This is a genomic window from Nocardiopsis nanhaiensis (assembly GCF_054778635.1).
Genome location: NZ_BAAGZJ010000057.1, coordinates 1 through 20218 on the forward strand (window position 1 = coordinate 1; position 20218 = coordinate 20218).

Sequence of the window (20218 nt, forward strand, 5' to 3'; positions counted from 1 at the left end):
GCGCCAGCTCGGCGCGCCCGTTGGCCTCAACGGGGGCCATCCCCACCGAGTGGATCAGCCAGTTCTGCACCGACCTCTGCCCACCCGCCTCCAACAGGGTCCCGGCCGCCTCCAGCTGCGCCAACCGGAGCAGCATCGCAAGCTGGGCCCGGTCGAAGTCCTCGAACACCTGAGAAATCACATCCAGGACCTGGCCGGCCGCACCCGTCGGGGGCACTTCCGCCATTTCCGAGGCGATCTTTCCCCGGGCAGCACCCATGGCGGCCACGGCGGGGGTGTTTCCCGCCGTGTTCCCGCACTGCCCGAAAGAAGAAGTCATACCACCAGGATATCAAGAAAGGCATAGAAAGGACCTATCCCGGAGGTGACAACACCCTTACCAGGCCACCCCGACCCGCCTTTCCCATTCCCCGGAAAGAAGCCTTCCAGGAAAGGGACCCAGCCTCCCTTGGCCGCATTCCTGGACAAAGCGGACAAATGTGTGCCCCTATGGGAATGATCTTGCTACCAGAGTCAATCTCGGCGCCGAAATTGCTACTGGTAGCAAGATCATCGGAAAAAGGCCCAGCGGGAGGGGTTCGCCGCGCACCTTGACCAGCCGCGACACCCGCAACCGGTCGGCTCCGGCGGAGTGGATCACTGGCCGCAGGCCGCGCTGTTCGGGGTTCGCAGGGGTGAGTGACCAGCCGCGACACCCGACCCGTCAACGCTCCGGCGCAGGGGCAGGAATCGGCCGCCAGGCCGACAGAATCCGTTTTTCGGGCGAAGCCCGAATTCGCCACGGGCCTCGACCACGCGTCCCCCTTTCCCGATAGCCGCCAACCCGCCGTCGCAGCGGAGCGGGTCAAGGTGGAGCGCCGTTGACGCGCGAAGCGCTCGATGGCGACGACCTTGACGCGCGCAGCGGAGACGGCCACAATCACGCGGCGGGAAAGGAGGGAACCCCAACCCGAAAGAAAACCCCAGCCGATAGGGAAAACCCACTCAACAGAACAGGTCAGGCTTGAAGAGGGGGCAGCCACAAAGACATCCCCCAATCCTGAAACACCCACCACCCACCCCCCGACACCATGAAGACGCACGATCAGCCGCTGGCGTTGAAGCGTTGGCACCGCTTGCAGTTGGCACCGCTTGCAGTTGGCACCGCTTGCAGTTGGCACCGCTTGCAGGTGACCGCAACCGCGAACGCCATCCCGAGACCCGGCCCTGGCCCCGAGGCCCGGCCCTGATCCCGAGGTCCAGCCCTGATCCCGAACCCCAGGAGCGGCGCACCCTAAGACAACGGTGCCGGAGGCGGCCGCAGGCTGCGGGCCGGTACCCGCCTGGTGCCCGTGGGGCATGAGTGGAACCGGGTGCCGAATAAAACTACAAACTTTCCTTACCATTCCCGTTGACGCGCCACCCCGGCAACTCTAAGGTCTCCTAACAATTACCGGCTCACAGAGCACCACCCTTCGTCACCCCGCTCGGCGAAAGGAGCACTCAGATGCTCAGCATCCGGAACACCAGGCTCGCCATGACCGGCGGCCTCGCTGCGGCGGCGACCATGCTGGTCTCCGCCTGCGGCTCCCCCAACACCGAACCCACGCAGGCCGAAACCGTGTCCGACGCCGTCGAAGTCCAGCAGGACGGCCAGTGGCTCACCGGCTACTGGCACAACTTCGACAACGACTCCACGGTGATGCCGCTCTCCGACATCCCCAGCGAGTACAACCTGGTGGCCGTCGCCTTCGCCGACAACCACCCTGAACTCGAGGGCGGCATCACCTTCGACCTGGCCAGCGACGAGCTCGACGGGTACACCGACGAGGAGTTCCGGGACGACATCGCCGCCATCCAGGACGAGGGCCGCAAGGTGATCATCTCGGTCGGCGGCGAGATCGGGCACGTGGACGTCACCAATCCCACCGAGGCCCACAACTTCGCCGACACCACCTACGAGCTCATGCAGGACTACGGGTTCGACGGTGTCGACATCGACCTGGAACACGGCATCGACGCCGAGCACATGACCGACGCGCTGCGCGATCTGAGCGACCAAGCCGGTTCGGACCTGATCATCGCGATGGCCCCGCAGACCATCGACTTCCAGACCCCCGACGAGGACTACTACCAGCTGGCCGACAACATCTCCGACATCCTCACCATCGTGAACATGCAGTACTACAACTCCGGTTCCATGGCGGGGTGTGACGGCAACGTCTACGAACAGGGCACGAGCGACTTCGTCGCGGCCCTCGCATGCATCCAGCTGGAGATGGACCTGGAACCGGAGCAGGTCGGCCTCGGCCTCCCGGCCGTCCCCTCCGCCGCGGGCGGCGGCTACCTGGAACCGAGCGGCATCGTCGACGCCCTCGACTGCCTGGAGACCGGCGACAACTGCGGCTCCTTCTCCCCCGAGAGCCCGTACGGCCCGATCGGCGGCGTGATGACCTGGTCGATCAACTGGGACGCCACCAACGACTACGAGTTCGCCGACACGATCTCCGCGGCACTCGACTGACCCCACTTCCGCGGGGCCACTCCCGACCCGCGGCAAGCGGCCCGTCGCACCTCCCATCCCCGACGGGCCGCCCAAGAAGAGGGGCGGGACGCCATCCCCCGGCGTCCCGCCCCTCGCCTGTGGCGCACACTCCGTTCGATTCAGGCCAAGGGAAGGTTGGGGCGCAGCACGCTGGGGGCGACGCCGTCGCTGGCCTCGGCCACTCGCTGGCGCTCCTCGGGAACCGGGCCGTACGTGGTGGTCCGCTGGCGCAGGGGGCGGCCCGTGGGCCCGACGAGTGCCTTGATGTCGCTGATCGTCTTGAACGACCCCTGCCCGGAGCCGGCCATGCGGCTGATGGTCTCCTCCATGAGGGTGCCGCCCACGTCGTTGACCCCGCCGTCGAGGAGCTGTCGGAAGGTGTCCTCGTTGAGCTTGACCCAGGAGCCCTGGATGTTGTCGATGTGTCCGTGCAGCAGCAGGCGGGCCAGGGCGTGCACCGCGCGGTTCTCGCGGACGGTGGGCCCTGTGCGGGCCAGCCCGGCGAGGTAGATCGGCGAGTTGGTGTGCACGAAAGGCAGCAGCACGAACTCGGTGAACCCACGCCTGCCGTTGCGCTCCATCGAACGCTCCTGTAGCGAGCGCAGCAGCTTGATGTGCGACACCCAGTGGTGCGGTGAGTCCACGTGCCCGTACATCATCGTGGACGTGGTCGGGATGCCCAGGTCGTGGGCGTTGGTGACGACGTCGATCCACTCTCTGGTGGGCAGTTTGCCCTTGGTGAGGATCCACCGGACCTCGTCGTCGAGGATCTCCGCGGCGGTCCCCGGGATGGAGCCGAGCCCGGAGTCGCGGGCCCGCGTCAGCCACTCGCGCACCGGCAGGTTGGTGCGGGCCGCCCCGTTGACCACCTCCATCGGACTGAAGGCGTGGACGTGCATGTCCGGAACGCGCTCGCGCACGGCGGCGGCGATGTCGAAGTAGGCGGTGCCGGGCAGGTCCGGATGGATTCCCCCTTGCATGCACACCTCGGTGGCCCCGGCCTTCCACGCCTCCTCAGCCCGGTCGGCGACCTGGTCCAGGGAGAGCGTGTACGCGTCGGCGTCGGTGCGGCGCTGAGCGAAGGCACAGAACCGGCAGCCGGTGTAGCAGACGTTGGTGAAGTTGATGTTCCTGGTCACGACGTAGGTGATGTCGTCGCCGACGGTGTCGCGGCGGACCCGGTCAGCCAGGCCGGTGAGCGCCTCGAGGGCGTCGCCGTCGGCGTGCAGCAGCGCGAGCGCCTCGGCGTCGGTGAGCCCGGACGGGTCGCTCTCGGCGCTGCGCAGAGCGGAGGCGATCTCGGGGTCCAGGCGCCTGGGCTCGGCGCCCTTGCGGTCCACGCCCGGGGTGAGTTCGTCCCAGTCGCCGTAGACCGCGTCGAAGTCACTGCGCCGGTCCGACGTGCGGCCTTCGGTGTCGATGTCCGTGTGCAGGTCGGTGCGGCCGGAGGAGACCAGGACCGCGTCGGGCTCCTGCCAGGGGCGGCCCACCAGCGGGGCGTCCTCGACCGCCAGGCCGGTCTCGGGGTCGGCCAGCGCGGCCACGTGCTGGGCCAGGCGCGGGTCCAGCCACGGTTCGCCGGCGCGGATGTACTCCGGGTAGACGGTGAGGCGCTCGCGCAGTGTGAACCCCTGGTCCGCGGTCCGGGCGGCGAGGTCGTCGATCTGGGGCCAGGGCCGCTCGGGGTTGACGTGGTCGGCGGTGAGCGGCGAGACCCCGCCCCAGTCGTCGATGCCCGCGCGGAGCATCAGCTCGTACTCGTCCACGCCGCCCTGATCGGCTGCGATGAGGTTGGGCGGGGCCTGGATGTGCGCCTTGGGCCCCATGACGAGGCGGGTGACGGCGATGGTCGCGGCCATCATGTCGCGCTCGGCGTCAGGGCGGTGCATCATCGCGGTGTCCGGTTTGGCCCGGAAGTTCTGGACGATGACCTCCTGGATGCCGCCGTAGCGGCGGGCGACCCCGCGCATCGCGAAGATCGACTCGGCCCGGTCGGCGACCGTCTCACCGATCCCCAGCAGGATGCCGGTGGTGAAGGGGACGCTGGAGCGACCGGCGTCCTCCATCGCGCGCAGCCGCACGGCCGGGTCCTTGTCGGGGCTGCCGTAGTGGGGCTGTCCCTTCTCGGTGAACAGCCGCCGTGACGTGGTCTCCAGCATCATGCCCATGGAGGGCGAGACCGGTTTGAGGCGCTGGAAGTCCGACCAGGTCAGCACCCCGGGGTTGAGGTGCGGGAGCAGCCCGGTCTCCTCCAGGATCATGATGGCCATGGCGCGGACGTAGGACAGGGTGTCGTCGTAGCCGCGGGAGTTGAGCCACTCCTCGGCCTGCTTCCACCGGTCCTCGGGCCGGTCCCCGAGCGTGATGAGGACTTCCTTGCAGCCCATTTCGGCGCCCTTTCGGGCGATGTCGAGGACCTCGTCCGGGGACAGGAAGGGGGCATCCAGGCGGCCGGGGACGGTGGCGAACGTGCAGTAGTGGCAGCGGTCACGGCACAGCCGGGTCAGCGGGACGAAGACCTTGCGGCTGTAGGTGATGACGCCCTCTCGCCCGGCGGCCGCCAAGCCGACGTCACGTACCCGTCCCGCGTAGTCCAGGAGGCGTTCGAGGTCCTCACCTCGGGCGTGCAGCAGCACCTCCGCTTCGGCGACGTCGAGGGTTTTCCCGTCCCGAGCTCGGGCCAGTGCCCTACGCGTCGCGGACGCCGTCGGTGTGGGGATGGGGACTGGGTCGTTCGCACCACTCATACCGGCCCACACTACGCGTCCGGTCCCGGCCGCCGACGGCCGCCACCCGGGGTCGGCGCTGAGCGGACACAGGCCGGTTTCCGGGAATAAAGTGGGCGCGTGCTGACTCGGCTTCGACGCAACATGTGGGTGCGCCTGGCGCTGCTCGCGCTGGTGTGCGCGTGTGCGGGCGTGGCTCTCCACGCCAACTGGACGCAGGCCCGTGACGCCGTCTCAGAACTCCCGCTGTGGGTGCTGCCCGCCGCAGTCCTGGCCGGGATGCTGGGGCTGGCCGCGCAGATGCTGGCGTGGCGCTCGCTGCTCGGCGGTCTGGGGTCGCCCCTGCCTCGGGCGGTCGCGGCACGGGTGATGTTCGTCGGGCAGCTCGGCAAGTACCTGCCCGGTTCGGTGTGGGCGTTCGTGGCCCAGGTGGAGCTGGCCCGGGACTGGCGGGTGCCGCGGTCGCGCGGAGCGGCGGCGACCCTGCTGGCTATCGCGGTGACGGTGGCGGTGAGCTTGGCGGTCGCCGCGGTGGCGCTGCCCCTCTCGTCCACCGAGGCCGCGCGCCGCTGGTGGTGGGCGCTGGCCGCCGCGGCGCTGCTGTTGGCGTGCCTGCACCCGCGCGTGCTGGGCTGGGGGATCCGGCTGGCGGCGCGGCCCTTCGCCCGGTTCCGCGAGGTGGCTGAGGCGGGACCGTTGGCTGTCAGGGAGGGTTCGGTCGCCGCGTCCGTGGGCTGGACGTTGGTGGCCTGGATACCGCTGGGCCTCCACGTGTGGCTGCTGACCTGGGCGGTGGGGGGCGACGCGGCGGCTTCGGTCGGACCCGCGGTGGGCGCCTATGCCCTGGCCTGGACCCTGGGGCTGTTGGTGGTGTTCGCCCCCGCGGGGCTGGGGGTACGCGAAGTCGTTCTGGTGGTGGCGCTGGCACCGGTGGTGGACGCGGGCGCCGCGCTGGTGGTGGCGGTGCTGTCCCGGTTGGTGATGACCGTGGCGGACGTGGGCTGGGCGGGTCTGGCGATCCTGGTGTCGAGGGCACCGGAGCCGGACTCCGAACCCGCATGAGCTCTGGGCCCCAGACAAATAGGAAAGAAACCTTTCACTACGGGCCGATCCGTTCTATGCTCGACCCGTGACTACTTGGGCCCCCCGCTTCCCACGTGTCCTGTCCGCGCTCGCCGCGTCGCTGACCCTCGTACCTCTGGTCACCGGTGCCGCCGACCAACCGCCCGAGGGCTTCCTCGAGCACCCGGAAGTCGTACCCGCGACGATCGAGTGCGATGAGGGCCCAGGCACCGTCTCGGTGGTAGGACAGGTCTTTCCGACCCTGAGCCGAACCGGTGGCGGGCAGGCGGACCTCCCCCTGAACGTCGCCGCCTCCCTGCCCGGGGACGGCGCGGAAGCCGACGGCAGCGCGCAGACTGACGGCGACGCAGACGCTGGCAGCGAAGCCATCGAACTCGAACTCTCCCTGGTGCCGCACCAGGACACCGTCCAGAACGTCACCGCCGACGAGATGGCGGCCGCCTCGGACCGAGCCGGGCGCCTGACCACGGAGCTCACGGGTGAGTCCGGCCACCTCGTGTCAGGGGACGACGACCCACTGCTGACCTGGGACGACTGGGATCCCCCGCTCGGCATCTACGAGGTCCACGTCGAGACCGGCGCGTTCACGCTGTCCGGGCCCGGAGACTGCGAAGTGGTGAGCCCCGGCCCCGTCAGTAGCATCCAGGTGGGCTCTGAGGACGAGTGGTCCGAGGCGGCTTCGGAGGCCGCGTCCGCCGATGAGAGCGGGTTGGCCGCCTACCTGCCTTGGGCGGTCGCGGTCATGGGGGTGCTCGGCGCACTCTGCCTGGCCGTCCCCGCCGTGCTGTACCTGCGGAAGGGGCGCTCAGCTGCCGAGTAGGCGCTCGGTGTACGCCTCCCAGTACGGCTCGGCATCCACCGGACGCGCACCCGCGCGGAGCCGCTCCCGCACCCCCGGCCCGTAGAACCCGGCCAGCGCCCGGGCCAGGTCGGCTGCGTCCCCCGGTTCGCACAGCAGACCGTCCACCCCGTCCGCGACGTGGTCGGCAAGGGTGCCCGCACGCGTGGCGACCACCGGCAGACCGTACTCGTGCGCCAGCCACACGTTCTGGGTCGCGGTGGCCGAGCGGTACGGCAACACGAGGGCGTCGGCACCGGAGAGGAGTTCGGGGAGTTCCTCCGCGGGCACGTAGCCCTCGCGGAAGCGGACCCGGTCGGCCACGTCCAGCTCTCCCGCCAGCGCGGCCAGGTCGCCGGAACCGCCCCAGAACTCTCCGGCGACGGTCAGGGTGACGTCGTCCGGCGCACCTTCAGCCAGTGCCCGCAACAGCACGTCCACGCCCTTGTAGGGCCGGACGATCCCGAAGAACAGCAGGTGGCGGCGTTCGGCGGTGTCCTCCTCCGAGCGCACTCCCCCGGTGTCGGGCAGGTGGGGCGGCATCTCCGCGACCACGGGTTTCCCACCGCCGAGAAGGCCTTCGGCGAGATGTCCCTGCTCCTCGGAATGGGTCAGCACCCCGTCCACCCGGCGCAGCAGCGCGCGGACCAGGGAGACGTCGATCGCCCGGCGCTCGTGCGGCAGGACGTTGTGGCACAGCGCCACGACCCGGGGGCCGCCCCCCGCACCCCTGCTCGCCGCCCTGATTCCGGCGAGGATCCCCAGGTAGGCGGGGACTTGGACCGGAGAGAAGAGGGTGAGCACCACGAGGTCGCTGTCGCGGGCCAGCCGCCGCCCCGTCCGCCACCAGCCGTCCGGCCGGTACCAGGCCAGATCGTGCCGGGCCTCGGGAAACGGTTCTCCCTCGGGTTCGGTGATGGTCTGCTCACCCGGGTACAGGAACGCCGGGTACTGCGCACGCCACGACTCGATCCGCACGCCGTGGCCGAGACCGCTCAGCCGGTGGGCGAGCTCGGTGGTGTGGCGGGCACCGCCTCCCTTGTAGGGGTGGACGGGACCGACGAGGGTGATCCGCTGGGTCACGGGTGCTCCCTGGAACGCACGATGAGGTCGGCCAGGAGCGCTATCGCCGCGATGATCAGCCCGGTCATGAGGATCATGACGGTGTTGTTGGGCATGTAGAGCGGATTGCGGACCTGGTCGTAGACGAACTTGGCCGCACCGATTCCCAGGAGCCACAGCGCAGGCGGCATGAGGACCTTCAGCGGGTTGAAGTACATGACCATGCGCAGCACCTGGAGGATGTACCGGTAGGCGTCGCGCACGAAGTGGAACTTGGACGTGCCCGCGCGCTTGGCGTAATCGATGGGCACGTACTTCACGGGGTGCTGGTTGGAAAGGAACGCCAGCGTGATGGTGGTGACGCAGGAGAACCCGGGCGGCAGCAGGCGCAAGTAGGGACGGGCGACGTCGCGGCGGAACACGCGCAGACCGGAGTTGAGGTCGGGGATCCGGGTGTTGGTGAGCCGCTCCGCGATCTTGCGGATCAGCCACTTGGCGGGTACCCGGAAGGCCTTGTGCGTGCCCATCTCCTGGGTCCGGGCGCCCACGACCTGGTCGATCTCGGGGTCGGCGTCGAGCATGCCCACGAGCTCGGGGATGCGCTCGTTGGGATAGCTCATGTCCGCGTCGGTCCACACGACGTACTCGCCGCGCGCCCGCTGGCTGCCGATCCGCCGCACGGTGCCCGAACCGCCGTTGTGCCCGAAGGCCACCACGCGCATGTGCGGGAAGAGGTCCGCAACCTCGCGCAGGCGGTCGAGGGTGCCGTCGGTGGAGGCGTCGTCGACCGCGAGCAGCTCGTACGGGTAGCCGGAAGCGTCCATCGTCGAGCAGATGCGTTTGATCTCGTCGACGACGTGCTCCTCCTCGTTGTAACAGGGGAGGACGATGGTGGCTCTGGGATGGTCGGTGCTCACTTCGGCGTCTGCGTAGCTCATACAGTTCTTCTCGGCGGGGTGATCGGAGGGTTCGGGGCCGGGCGGCCACGGGTCGGGCCGCCCATCGTGCCCGGTCACTGGGGGGCGGGCAGGACCGCGGTCCACACGCTTCCGGTGAAGGTCCAGTGTCCGGTCGGGGGTTCCATGAGGGTACTCGGGTCCATCTCCGCCACGACGTGGAAGTGCCTCTCCGGTTCCACCGAGGCGTCGGTGAACTCGTCGACGCGGTCCCATTCCGACCCCGCGAGTACCGCGTCTCGGCCGCGCTGGTGCACGGCGCTGACCACCCGGCCCACCGATTCCGGGCCGGCCTCGTCCAGGGCCGCGGTCGGCACACCGCACACGTTGCGCAGCAGGGGCATATAGCCACCGGCCATGTCGGAGTCAACCACGATGACCGAGGAATCAGGGGGTAGCGACGCGCAGAGGCGTTCGGTCTCGGCGGCCGATCCCACATCCTGCCGGTACCCCATGGCCCCCGAAGCGGCGGTGACGAGGGTGGGGCCCAGCAGGGAGGCGGCGGCGCTGGCGGCGACCACCGCGGGCAGGGACCGGACGAGGGCACCTCCCCGAGCCCGGCGCGAGGCAGCCTCGCAGTAACGGGTCAGCCAGGCCACGAACCAGACGGCGAAGAGGATGAACGCCGGGATCACCAGCACGATCAGCCGTCGGCTGGCCCAAGGGTGATCCGGGGTGATCGCCGGTCGCAGCAGGATCGTGGCGACCGTCCACACCAGCAGCATGGCGGGCAGCAGCCACTGGAAGTCGCGGCGCTGCGTGAGTCTGCGCAGGACGAGGGCCGCCCCGAGAGAGCCGAGCAGGACCGTACCCAGCCCCACGTACCAGCCCACCCAGTACAGGCTCATGTCGTAGTAGGTGCGGCTGCCCTCGATGGGCAGGCCCTCCATCTCCTGCACGGCCGCGACCCACTGGTCGGTGAAGTCGCTCCCGTGCCCGTAGTCCGGCCACAGGAGGGGCCGCACCGCGAAACCCACCATGACCAGCAGCGTGATGAGCGCCATCGCGCTGGGGAGCCACCGCACCCGTTCCGTGTGCGGTAGGCCGTACCGCCACAGAGCAGAGGTGAGCACGACCGTGGCGAAGACGACCACGGCGCTGATGATGAGCAGGGGGTGCAGCGAGTCGGACAGGTATTCCAAGTAGGGGTACGAGTAGCCGTATCCCGCGACCAGCCCGTAGACGACACCCGCACCGAGCCCGCCGAGCAGGGGCAGCGCCTGGCCGCGGCGGGCGACCAGGAGCAGCCCGATGAACCCCACCACCGGCAGCAGGTCGCGGATGGCGTCGATGCGCACCAGCACACCCAGACCGAACACGGCCCCCGCCGCGGCGGCGAGCGTCTGAGGTGCCCGCCACCGCTCAGTGAGTCTCCGGCGCCTGGACAGGGCGTCGAAGGCCAGGACCAGCCCGCCGAGGAGCAGGATCTGGGCGAGTGGCTCGCTGTAGGTGAACCGGCTGACCCACTGCTGCGGCAGGCAGACCGCCAGAACCAGGGCGGCCAGCGGGGCCCAGCGGGCACCGACCAGGCGCGCGGTGAGCCCGGCGAAGGTGAGGACGCCCAAGGCCCCCAGGACCGGGGTGGCCACGAGCATCCCGCCAAGGCCGCCCAGCCAGTAGCCGACCGACAGCACCAGCGGCGCCCCGGCCATGAACTGCGGCCAGATGACGTCGTCGCGTTCGTAGTAGGCGAGGCTCTGGTAGCTGAGGGCGGGGTCGTCGCCCGCGATGAGTTCGCGCTGCTGCGGGATGGGCAGGTAGCCGTTCTCCGCGATCCAGGCCGTGTACATGGCGTAGGAGGCCGGGTCCCGGCGAATGACCAGCGCTTCGGCGTGGAAAGCGATCTGCACCGCGGCGAAGGCCACCGTGATCACCAGGACCGCGATCACCGGCCACCAAGGCACATCCTCCTCGGCCGGCGGATCCGGGACGAGGCGCGGCAGCAGGGCACAGGCCGCGACCACGGCCGGGAGCCCAAAAACCAGACCGGTCAGCGGGGTGAAGTGGCCGAGAACCAGGAGGGGGAAGGCGACAAGGAGCCAGGCCGACAGGGCGATCGCGGGGAGCGCGGTCACACGGGCGAGGAGCCGTCCGGGAAGCAGGCGCATGAACGCAACTCTGGCAGCTCACCTGATGGTACGCACACCGCAGTACACCGCGGTCAGGCCTACAGTTTGGGCATTACCGCAGGTAGGCACCTGTGCCGACGCCGGTCCCGGCAACGTCGGCACGCCACTCGCGACGGGCGGCACCCACCGAAACACGCCCTAGCATGGCCCCATGTCCGAATCTCCCGCGCAGCTCTGGCGCGCCCTCGTCTCCACTGATCCCTCCCGCCCGTTCGTGACCGCCTACGACGACCTCGGCGACCGGATCGAGCTGTCCCGGGCCACGCTCGACAACTGGGTGTCCAAGACCTCGAACATGCTCGTGGACGGCTTCGGCACGCAGCCCGGCGACCGCGCGGCGCTCGCTCTGCCGCCGCACTGGCAGTCGTTTGCGTGGGTGCTGTCCTGCTGGTCGGTGGGCGCCTCGGTCGTACTCGCGGCCGACGGCATCGCCCCGGACACCGAGGTCGCGGTGGTCGGCCCGGACCTCCTGGAGGCCGCCTTGGACAGCGGGGCCGAGGAGGTCGTGGGAACGTCCCTGGACCCGTTGGGCCTGCCGTTGCCCGAGGCCCCGGCCATGGTCACCGACTACACCGTCGAGGTGCGCGGGCACGGCGACCACTTCTCCCCGTACCCGGTGGACCCCGGTGAACCCGCGGTCGAGGCCTCCGGGCAGACGCTGACCGGCACCGAGGTGGTGGCGGCCGGCCGGGCCCTAGCCGAACGGTGGAACCTGAACGGGGAGGACCGGTTGGCGGTCGTGGTGGACCCTGACGCCCCGCTGACCGACCTGGGCGCGGACCTTTCGGTACTCACCGCGGCGGTCGCCTCGGGGGTCCCCCTCGTGCTGACCCCGCCGCCCGCCGAGGACGGCCTGGACGCCTTCCTCAAGCGGATGGGTACCGAACGGGTGAGCGTCCTGTACGGAACCCGGCCCGAAGGCGAACTGCCCTTCCGCCGGGTGGGCTGAGGCACACCGGCCCCGGCCCGCACGTCCCTTCTCCTTCGAGCAGGGGCGGTCACCCCGGTCCGACCGGATCCGGTTTCCGCGCCCGCTCCGCCTGGGCCCCCTCGTCGGTACCGCGGTCATCCTTCTTGCCAGACCCGCGGTCGGCGCGGTCCCTCTCCTTGGCGTCGGCCCGAGCCTCCTTGCGGGCCTGGCGGGCGACGCGCTCCATGCGGGCGGCCCGCTCCATCTCGGCGCGGTAGTAGTCGGCGGCCTGGGCGGCCTGGTCCGGGTGCATGGTGTCCCCTCCGGTGCGTCCGTTACCGCCGGAGTTCCTTTCTCCGGCTGCTTACAGACTTCCGGTAAGGCACCAGCCGCCACATCGGGAGAGATCACCAGATACCGGCGCCGTGGCCTGCCTTAGGGGGCCGGGTCGCGGCGCCGGGGTGCCTTAGACGCGCCTCAGGCCTCCCTAGGAGGGCCATTCCCAGGGAGGCCGTCAGTAAGAGCGTCAGGCACAGGGAACCGGGAGGGGCTCGGGAGGCCGTGCGGGGTTCAGGACTCCCGGTAGTAGGGGTCGACCGCCTCGCCCCTGCGCTTCTCTTCGTCGTAGGTGTACACCTCGCGGCCGCCGACGAACACGCGCTGGGCACGGCTCATGATGTCGAGCGGGTCGCCCGACCACACCACCACGTCGGCGTCCAAGCCCGGCCTGAGGGAGCCCACCCGGTCGTCCAGGCCCATGATCTCAGCGGGGTTGACCGTGAGCGCACGGATGGCGGAGTCGCGGTCCATACCGTCCTTGACGCACAGGATGGCCTGGTAGACGAGGAACTCGATCGGGATGACCGGGTGGTCGGTGGTGAGCGCGACCTTGACGCCCGCGCGGTCCAGGATCCCCGGGTTGGCCAGAGTCTTGTTGCCGACCTCGACCTTGGAGCGGCTGGTCATCAGCGGTCCACTGATCACCGGGATGTCGCGGGCGGCGATCTCGTCGGCCAGCAGGTGGCCCTCGGTGCAGTGGTTGATGATCAGCCGGTACCCGAACTCGTCGGCCAGGCGGAGCGCCGTGTGCATGTCGTCTGCGCGGTGGACGTGCTGGCACCAGGGCAGTTCGCGGTCGAGGACCTTGACCAGCACCTCCAGGGTGTTGTCGCGGTCGAAGGGCTGGCCCTCCTCGACGGCGTGGTCGCGCTTGGCCTTGTAGTCCTGGGCCTTGGTGAACGCGTCGCGGATGACCGCGGTGACACCCTGGCGGGTCGACGGGAGCGTTTCCTTCTTCCCGTAGATCCGCTTGGGGTTCTCCCCCAGCGCGCTCTTGATGCTCACCGGCTCCCGCATGAGCCGGTCCTCCATGCTGCGCCCCCACGTCTTGATGGCCACGGTCTGACCACCGATGGGGTTACCCGAGCCGGGCTTGATCACGGAACTGGTGACGCCCCCGGACAGGGCGTCCACGAAGCCCTGGTCGGCGGGGTTGATGGCGTCCAACGCGCGCATGCGCGCCCCGTTTGGGTCGGTCATCTCGTTGGTGTCGTCACCGGCCCAGCCGATGGTCTCCTCGTGGATGCCGATGTGGCCGTGGGCCTCGACGAAACCGGGGAGGACCCACTTGCCCGCGGCGTCGACGATCTCGGCGCCCTCGGGAACGGTGACGTCCGCGGCCGCGCCGACGGCGGCGATCCGGCCGTCGGTGATGAGGACCGTCCCACCGTCGATGGGGTCTCCGTCGACGGGAACGACGTATCCGGAAGTGATAGCGATATCCATGGCGGGCAACCTAGCCCATCGGGGGGCGCGTTCCCAAGGCTCTCCCGCAACCGATGCCCTAACGACCTATCATCCGCTGACCCCGAGGGCAGCGAGCCACCACACAGAGTCACAGCCGATTGGCCGTCTTGGCCAGCGGCCCAGGGCCGACTCAGCAGCAGCTACCCGGCGGGCCAGCGCGCGGTGAGGAGTTCGGACTCCGGGGCCAGGTCGACGCCGGCCTCCTCGATGGAGTCGCGCACCATCCGGCAGTGGCCGACGTCCTCGCTGTCCCCCGTGAGGTCGCCGCCCTGCGCCGCGAAGGCGTAGACCATGCTGGGCCGGTCCGTGAACTCCATGATGCGGAAGGCCCCGCCGAGCCCCGGGTGATAGGGGGTCTGCTCGGGGATGACCGCGAGTCTCACGATGCCCGCCATGATGAGGTCGGCGAGGAAGTCGCGCTGACCGTTGAGGACGTCCGCGCCGCCCTGCGGGCGCAGGAGCACGGACTCGTTGAGGACGACCCGGAGAGCGGGCCCGCCCGGCCCGGTCATCGCCGCCCGGACAGCCATCTCCTCCTCGACCATGGCCTCGATGTCCTCGTGCTCCAGGTGGGGGTGGCTGGGCTCCAGGATCGCCCGCGAGTACTCGCGGGTGCGCAGGAAGACCGGGACCGCCATCGGCTGGTGCTCCCACAGCCGCGCGGCATGGGTGCCCAGTTCGCTCATGTCGCCGAACTCGTTCGGGAAGGCCTCGGCCTGGAGGGTGATGGCCCAGGCGTCGACCAGCTGGTGCTCGGTGCCGAGTGCGGTGTCGACCCGCTCCACCAGGGAGCGCGCCGGGCGGCACTGCGCATCCTCGACCTCTCGGAGCTTGTCGTCGCTGACCCCGACGCTCTTGGCGAGCTCGGCGCGCGAGAGGCCCCGGTCGGAGCGGGCGCGCAGCACCCGCGACCCGAAGGGGAGCCACATCGCCGACGGCAACGCGGTGTTCACGCTCATAACCTCTCCCGTCCTCGCCCAACACCTCCAGGGGTATGCGGTGACGTACCCTCGGAATCGACGCCCCAGCCCCTTCGTTCGACCTTCTCCCGTGCCGGGGCGGCTGGTCAAGCGACCGGGCGGGTGCGGCCATCCGTGATAAGTCAGTACATAGAAGGCATTGTCTCCCCGCGCCTGTCGAGTGTTTCCCCCGATTGGAAGGTCCGTTGGTCTACCTCGCCCTCTTCCTCGCAATAGTGTCGATCGGGTTCTGGGTCTACGCGTTGTTCGACTGCGTAGGGTCGGACGCCGAACGGGTCCGGCTTCTGCCCAAGCCGCTGTGGGTCCTGGTCGTGCTGTTCCTGCCGAAGTTCGGCGGGGCGCTCTGGTTCCTTCTGGGCCGTCCGCCACGGGACCCCGCGCTCGCCAGCGGACCGGCCGGTCCGCCCCCGCCCTTCCCCGAGTACGAGCACCCCGGGCGGGCACGCGCCGCCTCCCCCGAGGAGGACGAGGCGTTCCTGCGGCGCTGCCGTGAGCGCGCCGAGGAGCAGCGCCGCCGGGCTCGGGAGATCCAGGAGCGCGAGTCCCGGGAGTACCAGGAGCGGGCCCGAGGCGGGCAGGCGAACCGGGAGACCGAAGAGAACCTCGGTTCGCAGCCGGGAGAGCGGCGCGAACACGAAGGCGACGAGGACCCCGCGGGACCTTAGTCGGGACTTTCGTCCCGTTTTGGCCGCAGAGTTTCGGTCGAGCGCGCCTCGGGTGCTGGGACTCTCCCATTCCCAGTAGCCTGTGTGCCGCCCCGCCGCGAACCTGATCTCGGAAGTGAACCGATGTACCGCTTGACCCTGCCGGTATCGATCCTTGCCTGCACCGCTCTGCTCGCCACCGCGGCGTGCCAGGCGGACGACCCCGTGGAACCCGAAGCGGGCGACGAACAGACGTCCGAAACCACTGAGGAGAACGCCGACAACGGCACCGCGGAGAACGGTGCCGAAGAGGACGGGGAGGGTCCTCCCGACGTGGACGTCTCCGATGTCGAGGGCGCCACACTGCACACCAGCGAGGGTGACATCGAGCTGGCGCTCCATGCCGACGTCGCCCCGATGACCGTCGCCAACTTCGTCGGCCTCGCCGAGGGCGAGGGCGTGCCCAACCCGGAGACGGGCGAGGCCGAGTTCTACAACGACACGGTCTTCCACCGGGTGATCAGCGGATTCATGATCCAGGGCGGCGACCCGGAGGGCAGCGGCCGAGGAGGTCCGGGTTACCAGTTCGAGGACGAGCTCGACGACGACTACACGTTCGAGGAGCCCGGTGTGCTGGCCATGGCCAACTCGGGACCGGGCACCAACGGCTCCCAGTTCTTCGTCACCCTCGAACCGACCCCGCACCTGAACGGGGAACACACCATCTTCGGCCAGGTCGCCGACGAGGACTCGCTGGACGTCGTCGACGCGATCGGCGCGGTGGAGACCGACGCCGGCGACCGTCCCAACAGCGACATCGTGCTGGAAACCGTCACCATCGAACGCGCGGACGACTAGGGATCCTCCCCTCGGGAGAGGGCTACCCTCCGGAGGCTCAGCGCCGCCGTTTGGCCATGGCGGCGCGGGCTCGCTCCACGGCCGGGCCGATCTCCTCGACCAGCCGGTCCACGTCCGCGCTGGTCGACGTCCGGCCCAGGGACAGCCGGAGGCTGCTCAGGGCCACGTCGGGTTCGGCGCCCATGGCCAGCAGCACGTGGCTGGGCTGGGCCACCCCCGCGGAACAGGCCGATCCGGTGGAGCACGAGATACCCCGGGCGTCCAACAGCATCAGCAGCGCGTCCCCCTCACAATTCGGGAACGACAGGTGGGCGATCCCCGGGAGCCGCCGGTCCGGGTCACCGTTCACCACCGCGTCGGGCACGACCTCGCGGACCCGGCGCTCCAGTTCGTCCCGGAGCCCGGTCAGGTGCTTCACGTGTTCCTCACGGCCTTCGACGGCGGCGTGCACGGCGGTGGCGAGGCCGCGGGTGAGCGGCGCCGACAGCGTTCCGGAGCGGATGTCGCGTTCCTGTCCGCCGCCGTGCAGGACGGGCACAGGTGTGAGCCCGCGCTCGACCACCAGTGCGGCACTTCCCACGGGGCCGCCGAGCTTGTGGCCGCTCAGCGTCAGCGCGCTCACCCCGCTCGCGGCGAACGCCACATCCTCGACACCGACCGCCTGCACGGCGTCCGTGTGGAAGGGCACTCCGTACTCGGCGGCCACGGCGGCCAGCTCACGCACCGGCTGGACGGTACCGACCTCGTTGTTGGCCCACATCACGGACACCAGCGCCACCGATGCGGGGTCGCGCTCGATCGCCGCGCGCAGGGTCTCCGGCCCCACCCGGCCCACGGCGTCCACCGGAAGGGCCTCGTAGAGAGCTCCCTGGTGGTCGGCCATCCAGTGGGCGGGGTCCAGCGCGGCGTGGTGCTCCACGGCGCTGACCAGGATCCGCCTGCGCTGGGCGGATTCGGCGTTGCGCGCCCAGTAGAGGCCCTTGATCGCGATGTTGTTCGACTCGGTCCCGCCCGCGGTGAACACCACTTCGTGCGGCGTGGCCCCCACCGCCGCGGCGATGCGTTCGCGCGACTCCTCGACGGTCCGCCGGGCGGTCCGTCCGTGGCCGTGCAGGGAGGACGGGTTGCCGAGGGCACCGAGTTCCGCCGCCACATCGGCGATCACCTCGGGGCGGACCTCGGTCGTGGCTGCGTGATCCAGATACACCATTGCGCGTTCCAGGATACGTCCGCCCCACCCGCCCGAGGCCAAGGAGCCCCCATCCCCGTCTCCCACGCCCGATAACCTTGTGTCATGCCTGACTCCGCGTCCACGCAGCCCGACCAGACCGCCGCCACACCCGCCGGGGAGCACTGGCCTGCGCCCACCGCGGCACAGCCGGTACGCGCCCGGGTCTCCCTGCCCGGGTCCAAGTCCGTCACCAACCGCGCCCTGATCCTGGCGGCCCTGTCCGAGACCCCGTGTGTGGTGCGGCGTCCGCTGGCGAGCCGGGACAGCGAGCTCATGGTCGGCGCCCTGCGTGCGCTCGGTGTCGACGTCACCGAGATCGACGCCGACACCCCGGCCTCCGCGCCCGACCTGTCCGTCACACCGGCTGCCCTGCGCGGCCCGGCCAGCGTGGACGTCGGCAACGCCGGGACCGTCATGCGTTTCGTGCCGCCGCTGGCCGCCCTCGCCTCCGGTGACGTGCGCTTCGACGGCGACCCGCGCTCCCGCGAGCGGCCTGTCGGCGAACTCCTCTCCGCCCTGCGCGCACTCGGCGCGGACATCGACGATGACGGGCGCGGTGCCCTGCCCCTGACCATCCGCGGTTCCGGTGCGGTGCGCGGCGGCGACGTCACCCTGGATGCCTCGGGGTCCTCCCAGTTCGTCTCCGCGCTCCTGCTCAGCGGCGCCCGCTTCACCGAGGGCGTGCACGTGCGGCACGAGGGCCCGCCGGTCCCATCCCAGCCCCACCTGGACATGACCGTCGAGATGCTGCGGTCGGTCGGCGTCACCGTCACCACCGGTGAGAACTCGTGGCGGGTGGAGCCGGGTCCGGTCCGGGCCTCCGAGATCACCGTCGATCCCGACCTGTCCAACGCGGCCCCCTTCCTCGCCGCCGCCCTGGTCAGCAAGGGCGAGGTGACGGTCGAGGGCTGGCCGGAGCACACCACCCAGGCCGGTGACGCCCTGCGCGGGCTGTTCGCCCGCATGGGCGGCGAGGTCTCCCGGTCGGGGGCCGACCGCACGGACCTGACCCTGCGCGGTACCGGTGAGATCCACGGCATCACCGCCGACCTGCGCGACGTGGGTGAGCTCACCCCCACCGTCGCGGCCATCGCGGCCCTGGCCGACTCCCCCTCCCGATTGACCGGGATCGCCCACCTGCGCCGCCACGAAACCGACCGCATCGCCGCCCTCGCCACCGAGATCAACCGGCTGGGCGGTGATGTCGAGGAGCTGCCCGACGGCCTGGTGATCCGGCCGCGGCCGCTGCACGGAGGGGTGTTCCATTCCTACGACGACCACCGGATGGCCACGTCCGGCGCGGTCATCGGGCTCGCGGTGCCCGGCGTGGAGGTGGAGGACATCGCCACCACGCGCAAGACCCTGCCCGACTTTCCGGGCCTGTGGTCGGAGGTCCTGACATGAGCCGCACGCGGGGCGGGGGACGCCACCTGGACGAGGACGACATCCGCGTACGCGCCCGGGGCGGTTCCAAACCGCGCACCCGCAAGCGGCCCAAGCACGAGAACGCGGTCGAGGGCCTGGTCACCGCCGTCGACCGGGGCCGGTACCGCTGCTTGGTGAACGGCGTACCCGTCGTCGCGATGAAGGCCCGCGAACTCGGCCGGGGCGCCATCGTGGTCGGTGACCGGGTGGACGTGGTCGGTGACCTGTCCGGCAGACCGGACACCCTGGCCCGCGTGGTCCGGGTCAGGCAGCGCGCTTCGGTACTCAGGCGTACCGCGGACGACACCGATCCGGTCGAACGGGTGGTCGTCGCCAACGCCGACCAGCTCGCCATCGTCTGTTCCCTTGCCGACCCCGCGCCGCAGCCCCGCTTCGTGGACCGGTGCCTGGTCGCCGCCTACGATGCCGGGCTGGAGCCGCTGCTCTGCCTCACCAAGGCGGACCTGGCCGCACCCGACGAGATGCTGAGCACGTACAAACCCCTCGGGCTGCCGTACGAGGTACTCAGCCCAGATGGCGGCGTCGACCAGTTTCGCGACCGCCTCGCCGAGAAGACCACCGTGTTCGTGGGTTCTTCGGGGGTGGGAAAGTCAACCCTGGTCAACCGCCTCGTCCCGGGCACGGACCGGGCCGTCGGCCACGTGAACTCCGTGACCGGCCGCGGTCGCCACACGTCGACCTCCGCGCTCGCCCTCCCGTTCGAAGGGGGTTGGCTGATCGACACCCCGGGCGTGCGCAGCTTCGGGCTGGCCCACATCTCCCCCGAGGAGATCGTGGCGGGATTCCACGACCTAGCCGAGCTCGCCGAGGAGTGCCTGCCCGACTGTTCCCACCAGGCCGACGCGCCCGAGTGCGCGATCGAGGCGGCCATGGAACGGGGTGGAGCCGACCCGGAACGCGTGGCCTCACTCAGGCGCCTCCTGAGCAGCCGTGAGGGCGATGAGGACGCCGAGGCGGAGGCTGCGCCACCGGGCCCCCACACCTGACCGTGCGGGCCGCTCTCCGTGGTCGCTGCCAGCTCCGTG

16 protein-coding genes and 1 pseudogene are annotated in these 20218 nt (G+C 70.4%); 8 read left to right on the plus strand and 9 right to left on the minus strand.

The window, feature by feature from the left end:
• Window positions 1–319 (minus strand): annotated as a pseudogene (locus tag ACYVD1_RS23525) (HNH endonuclease signature motif containing protein); the annotation flags it as partial.
• A 1167-nt stretch (window positions 320–1486) separates the two neighbouring features.
• Here ACYVD1_RS23525 and ACYVD1_RS23530 point away from each other — a divergent pair.
• On the plus strand, window positions 1487–2503 hold the full coding sequence (locus ACYVD1_RS23530) for a chitinase (RefSeq protein WP_460776656.1): 1017 nt from the start codon (window positions 1487–1489) through the stop codon (window positions 2501–2503).
• Window positions 2504–2643: 140 nt separating this feature from the next.
• On the opposite strand, the gene ACYVD1_RS23535 is transcribed toward ACYVD1_RS23530, so the two are convergent.
• Window positions 2644–5271: a bifunctional FO biosynthesis protein CofGH gene (locus ACYVD1_RS23535; RefSeq protein WP_460776657.1), complete on the minus strand. Its 2628-nt coding sequence runs from the start codon at window positions 5269–5271 to the stop codon at window positions 2644–2646.
• A 99-nt stretch (window positions 5272–5370) separates the two neighbouring features.
• Here ACYVD1_RS23535 and ACYVD1_RS23540 point away from each other — a divergent pair, with 99 nt between their 5' ends.
• Together ACYVD1_RS23540 and ACYVD1_RS23545 are read left to right on the plus strand one after the other, a co-directional pair.
• Entirely contained in the window at window positions 5371–6312 is a 942-nt protein-coding gene (locus ACYVD1_RS23540) for a lysylphosphatidylglycerol synthase domain-containing protein (protein ID WP_460776658.1), read from the plus strand.
• Window positions 6313–6379: 67 nt separating this feature from the next.
• Complete coding sequence (locus tag ACYVD1_RS23545) at window positions 6380–7153, plus strand: hypothetical protein (RefSeq protein ID WP_460776659.1); 774 nt, start codon at window positions 6380–6382, stop codon at window positions 7151–7153.
• On the opposite strand, the gene ACYVD1_RS23550 is transcribed toward ACYVD1_RS23545, so the two are convergent.
• The 3 genes from ACYVD1_RS23550 to ACYVD1_RS23560 form a co-directional block, all read right to left on the minus strand.
• Window positions 7139–8254 (minus strand): glycosyltransferase family 4 protein, encoded by a 1116-nt coding sequence (locus ACYVD1_RS23550; RefSeq protein ID WP_460776660.1) that lies wholly within the window; start codon window positions 8252–8254, stop codon window positions 7139–7141. The two genes, ACYVD1_RS23545 and ACYVD1_RS23550, sit on opposite strands and share 15 nt — an antisense overlap.
• A complete protein-coding gene (locus ACYVD1_RS23555) occupies window positions 8251–9171 on the minus strand; it encodes a glycosyltransferase family 2 protein (protein WP_460776661.1) in 921 nt (306 codons plus the stop codon). Before ACYVD1_RS23555 ends, ACYVD1_RS23550 begins: the two co-directional genes overlap by 4 nt.
• A 74-nt stretch (window positions 9172–9245) precedes the next feature.
• Window positions 9246–11297 (minus strand): hypothetical protein, encoded by a 2052-nt coding sequence (locus ACYVD1_RS23560; RefSeq protein WP_460776662.1) that lies wholly within the window; start codon window positions 11295–11297, stop codon window positions 9246–9248.
• Between the two features lie 172 nt (window positions 11298–11469).
• Between ACYVD1_RS23560 and ACYVD1_RS23565 the strand changes: the two genes are divergently transcribed.
• Window positions 11470–12267: a TIGR03089 family protein gene (locus ACYVD1_RS23565; protein WP_460776663.1), complete on the plus strand. Its 798-nt coding sequence runs from the start codon at window positions 11470–11472 to the stop codon at window positions 12265–12267.
• A gap of 49 nt (window positions 12268–12316) precedes the next feature.
• On the opposite strand, the gene ACYVD1_RS23570 is transcribed toward ACYVD1_RS23565, so the two are convergent.
• From ACYVD1_RS23570 to ACYVD1_RS23580, 3 genes are all read right to left on the minus strand, one after another.
• Window positions 12317–12541 carry a hypothetical protein gene (locus ACYVD1_RS23570; protein ID WP_460776664.1) on the minus strand — a complete coding sequence of 75 codons (225 nt, stop codon included), beginning with the start codon at window positions 12539–12541 and terminating at the stop codon, window positions 12317–12319.
• A gap of 257 nt (window positions 12542–12798) precedes the next feature.
• Window positions 12799–14013 (minus strand): amidohydrolase, encoded by a 1215-nt coding sequence (locus ACYVD1_RS23575; RefSeq protein ID WP_460776665.1) that lies wholly within the window; start codon window positions 14011–14013, stop codon window positions 12799–12801.
• Window positions 14014–14174: 161 nt separating this feature from the next.
• Window positions 14175–14993, minus strand: a complete 819-nt coding sequence (locus tag ACYVD1_RS23580) for a helix-turn-helix domain-containing protein (protein WP_460776666.1) — start codon at window positions 14991–14993, stop codon at window positions 14175–14177.
• A gap of 206 nt (window positions 14994–15199) precedes the next feature.
• Here ACYVD1_RS23580 and ACYVD1_RS23585 point away from each other — a divergent pair, with 206 nt between their 5' ends.
• Window positions 15200–15679 (plus strand): PLD nuclease N-terminal domain-containing protein, encoded by a 480-nt coding sequence (locus ACYVD1_RS23585; protein ID WP_460776667.1) that lies wholly within the window; start codon window positions 15200–15202, stop codon window positions 15677–15679.
• A gap of 123 nt (window positions 15680–15802) precedes the next feature.
• A complete protein-coding gene (locus ACYVD1_RS23590) occupies window positions 15803–16516 on the plus strand; it encodes a peptidylprolyl isomerase (protein WP_460776668.1) in 714 nt (237 codons plus the stop codon).
• Window positions 16517–16553: 37 nt separating this feature from the next.
• On the opposite strand, the gene ACYVD1_RS23595 is transcribed toward ACYVD1_RS23590, so the two are convergent.
• Window positions 16554–17726, minus strand: a complete 1173-nt coding sequence (locus tag ACYVD1_RS23595; RefSeq protein ID WP_460776669.1) for a cysteine desulfurase family protein — start codon at window positions 17724–17726, stop codon at window positions 16554–16556.
• Between the two features lie 84 nt (window positions 17727–17810).
• On the opposite strand from ACYVD1_RS23595, the gene aroA reads away from it, so the two are divergent.
• Window positions 17811–19151 carry a 3-phosphoshikimate 1-carboxyvinyltransferase gene (gene aroA, locus ACYVD1_RS23600; protein WP_460776670.1) on the plus strand — a complete coding sequence of 447 codons (1341 nt, stop codon included), beginning with the start codon at window positions 17811–17813 and terminating at the stop codon, window positions 19149–19151.
• Complete coding sequence (gene rsgA, locus ACYVD1_RS23605; protein WP_460776671.1) at window positions 19148–20179, plus strand: ribosome small subunit-dependent GTPase A; 1032 nt, start codon at window positions 19148–19150, stop codon at window positions 20177–20179. Before aroA ends, rsgA begins: the two co-directional genes overlap by 4 nt.
• The last annotated feature ends 39 nt before the right edge of the window (window positions 20180–20218 follow it).

Coding starts and splice junctions, on each gene's coding strand:
- ACYVD1_RS23530 (WP_460776656.1), top strand. CDS start 1,487: ATGCTCAGCATCCGGAACACCAGGCTCGCCATGACCGGCGGCCTCGCT.
- ACYVD1_RS23535 (WP_460776657.1), bottom strand. CDS start 5,271: ATGAGTGGTGCGAACGACCCAGTCCCCATCCCCACACCGACGGCGTCC.
- ACYVD1_RS23555 (WP_460776661.1), bottom strand. CDS start 9,171: ATGAGCTACGCAGACGCCGAAGTGAGCACCGACCATCCCAGAGCCACC.
- ACYVD1_RS23560 (WP_460776662.1), bottom strand. CDS start 11,297: ATGCGCCTGCTTCCCGGACGGCTCCTCGCCCGTGTGACCGCGCTCCCC.
- ACYVD1_RS23565 (WP_460776663.1), top strand. CDS start 11,470: ATGTCCGAATCTCCCGCGCAGCTCTGGCGCGCCCTCGTCTCCACTGAT.
- ACYVD1_RS23570 (WP_460776664.1), bottom strand. CDS start 12,541: ATGCACCCGGACCAGGCCGCCCAGGCCGCCGACTACTACCGCGCCGAG.
- ACYVD1_RS23575 (WP_460776665.1), bottom strand. CDS start 14,013: ATGGATATCGCTATCACTTCCGGATACGTCGTTCCCGTCGACGGAGAC.
- ACYVD1_RS23580 (WP_460776666.1), bottom strand. CDS start 14,993: ATGAGCGTGAACACCGCGTTGCCGTCGGCGATGTGGCTCCCCTTCGGG.
- ACYVD1_RS23590 (WP_460776668.1), top strand. CDS start 15,803: ATGTACCGCTTGACCCTGCCGGTATCGATCCTTGCCTGCACCGCTCTG.
- ACYVD1_RS23595 (WP_460776669.1), bottom strand. CDS start 17,726: ATGGTGTATCTGGATCACGCAGCCACGACCGAGGTCCGCCCCGAGGTG.
- aroA (WP_460776670.1), top strand. CDS start 17,811: ATGCCTGACTCCGCGTCCACGCAGCCCGACCAGACCGCCGCCACACCC.
- rsgA (WP_460776671.1), top strand. CDS start 19,148: ATGAGCCGCACGCGGGGCGGGGGACGCCACCTGGACGAGGACGACATC.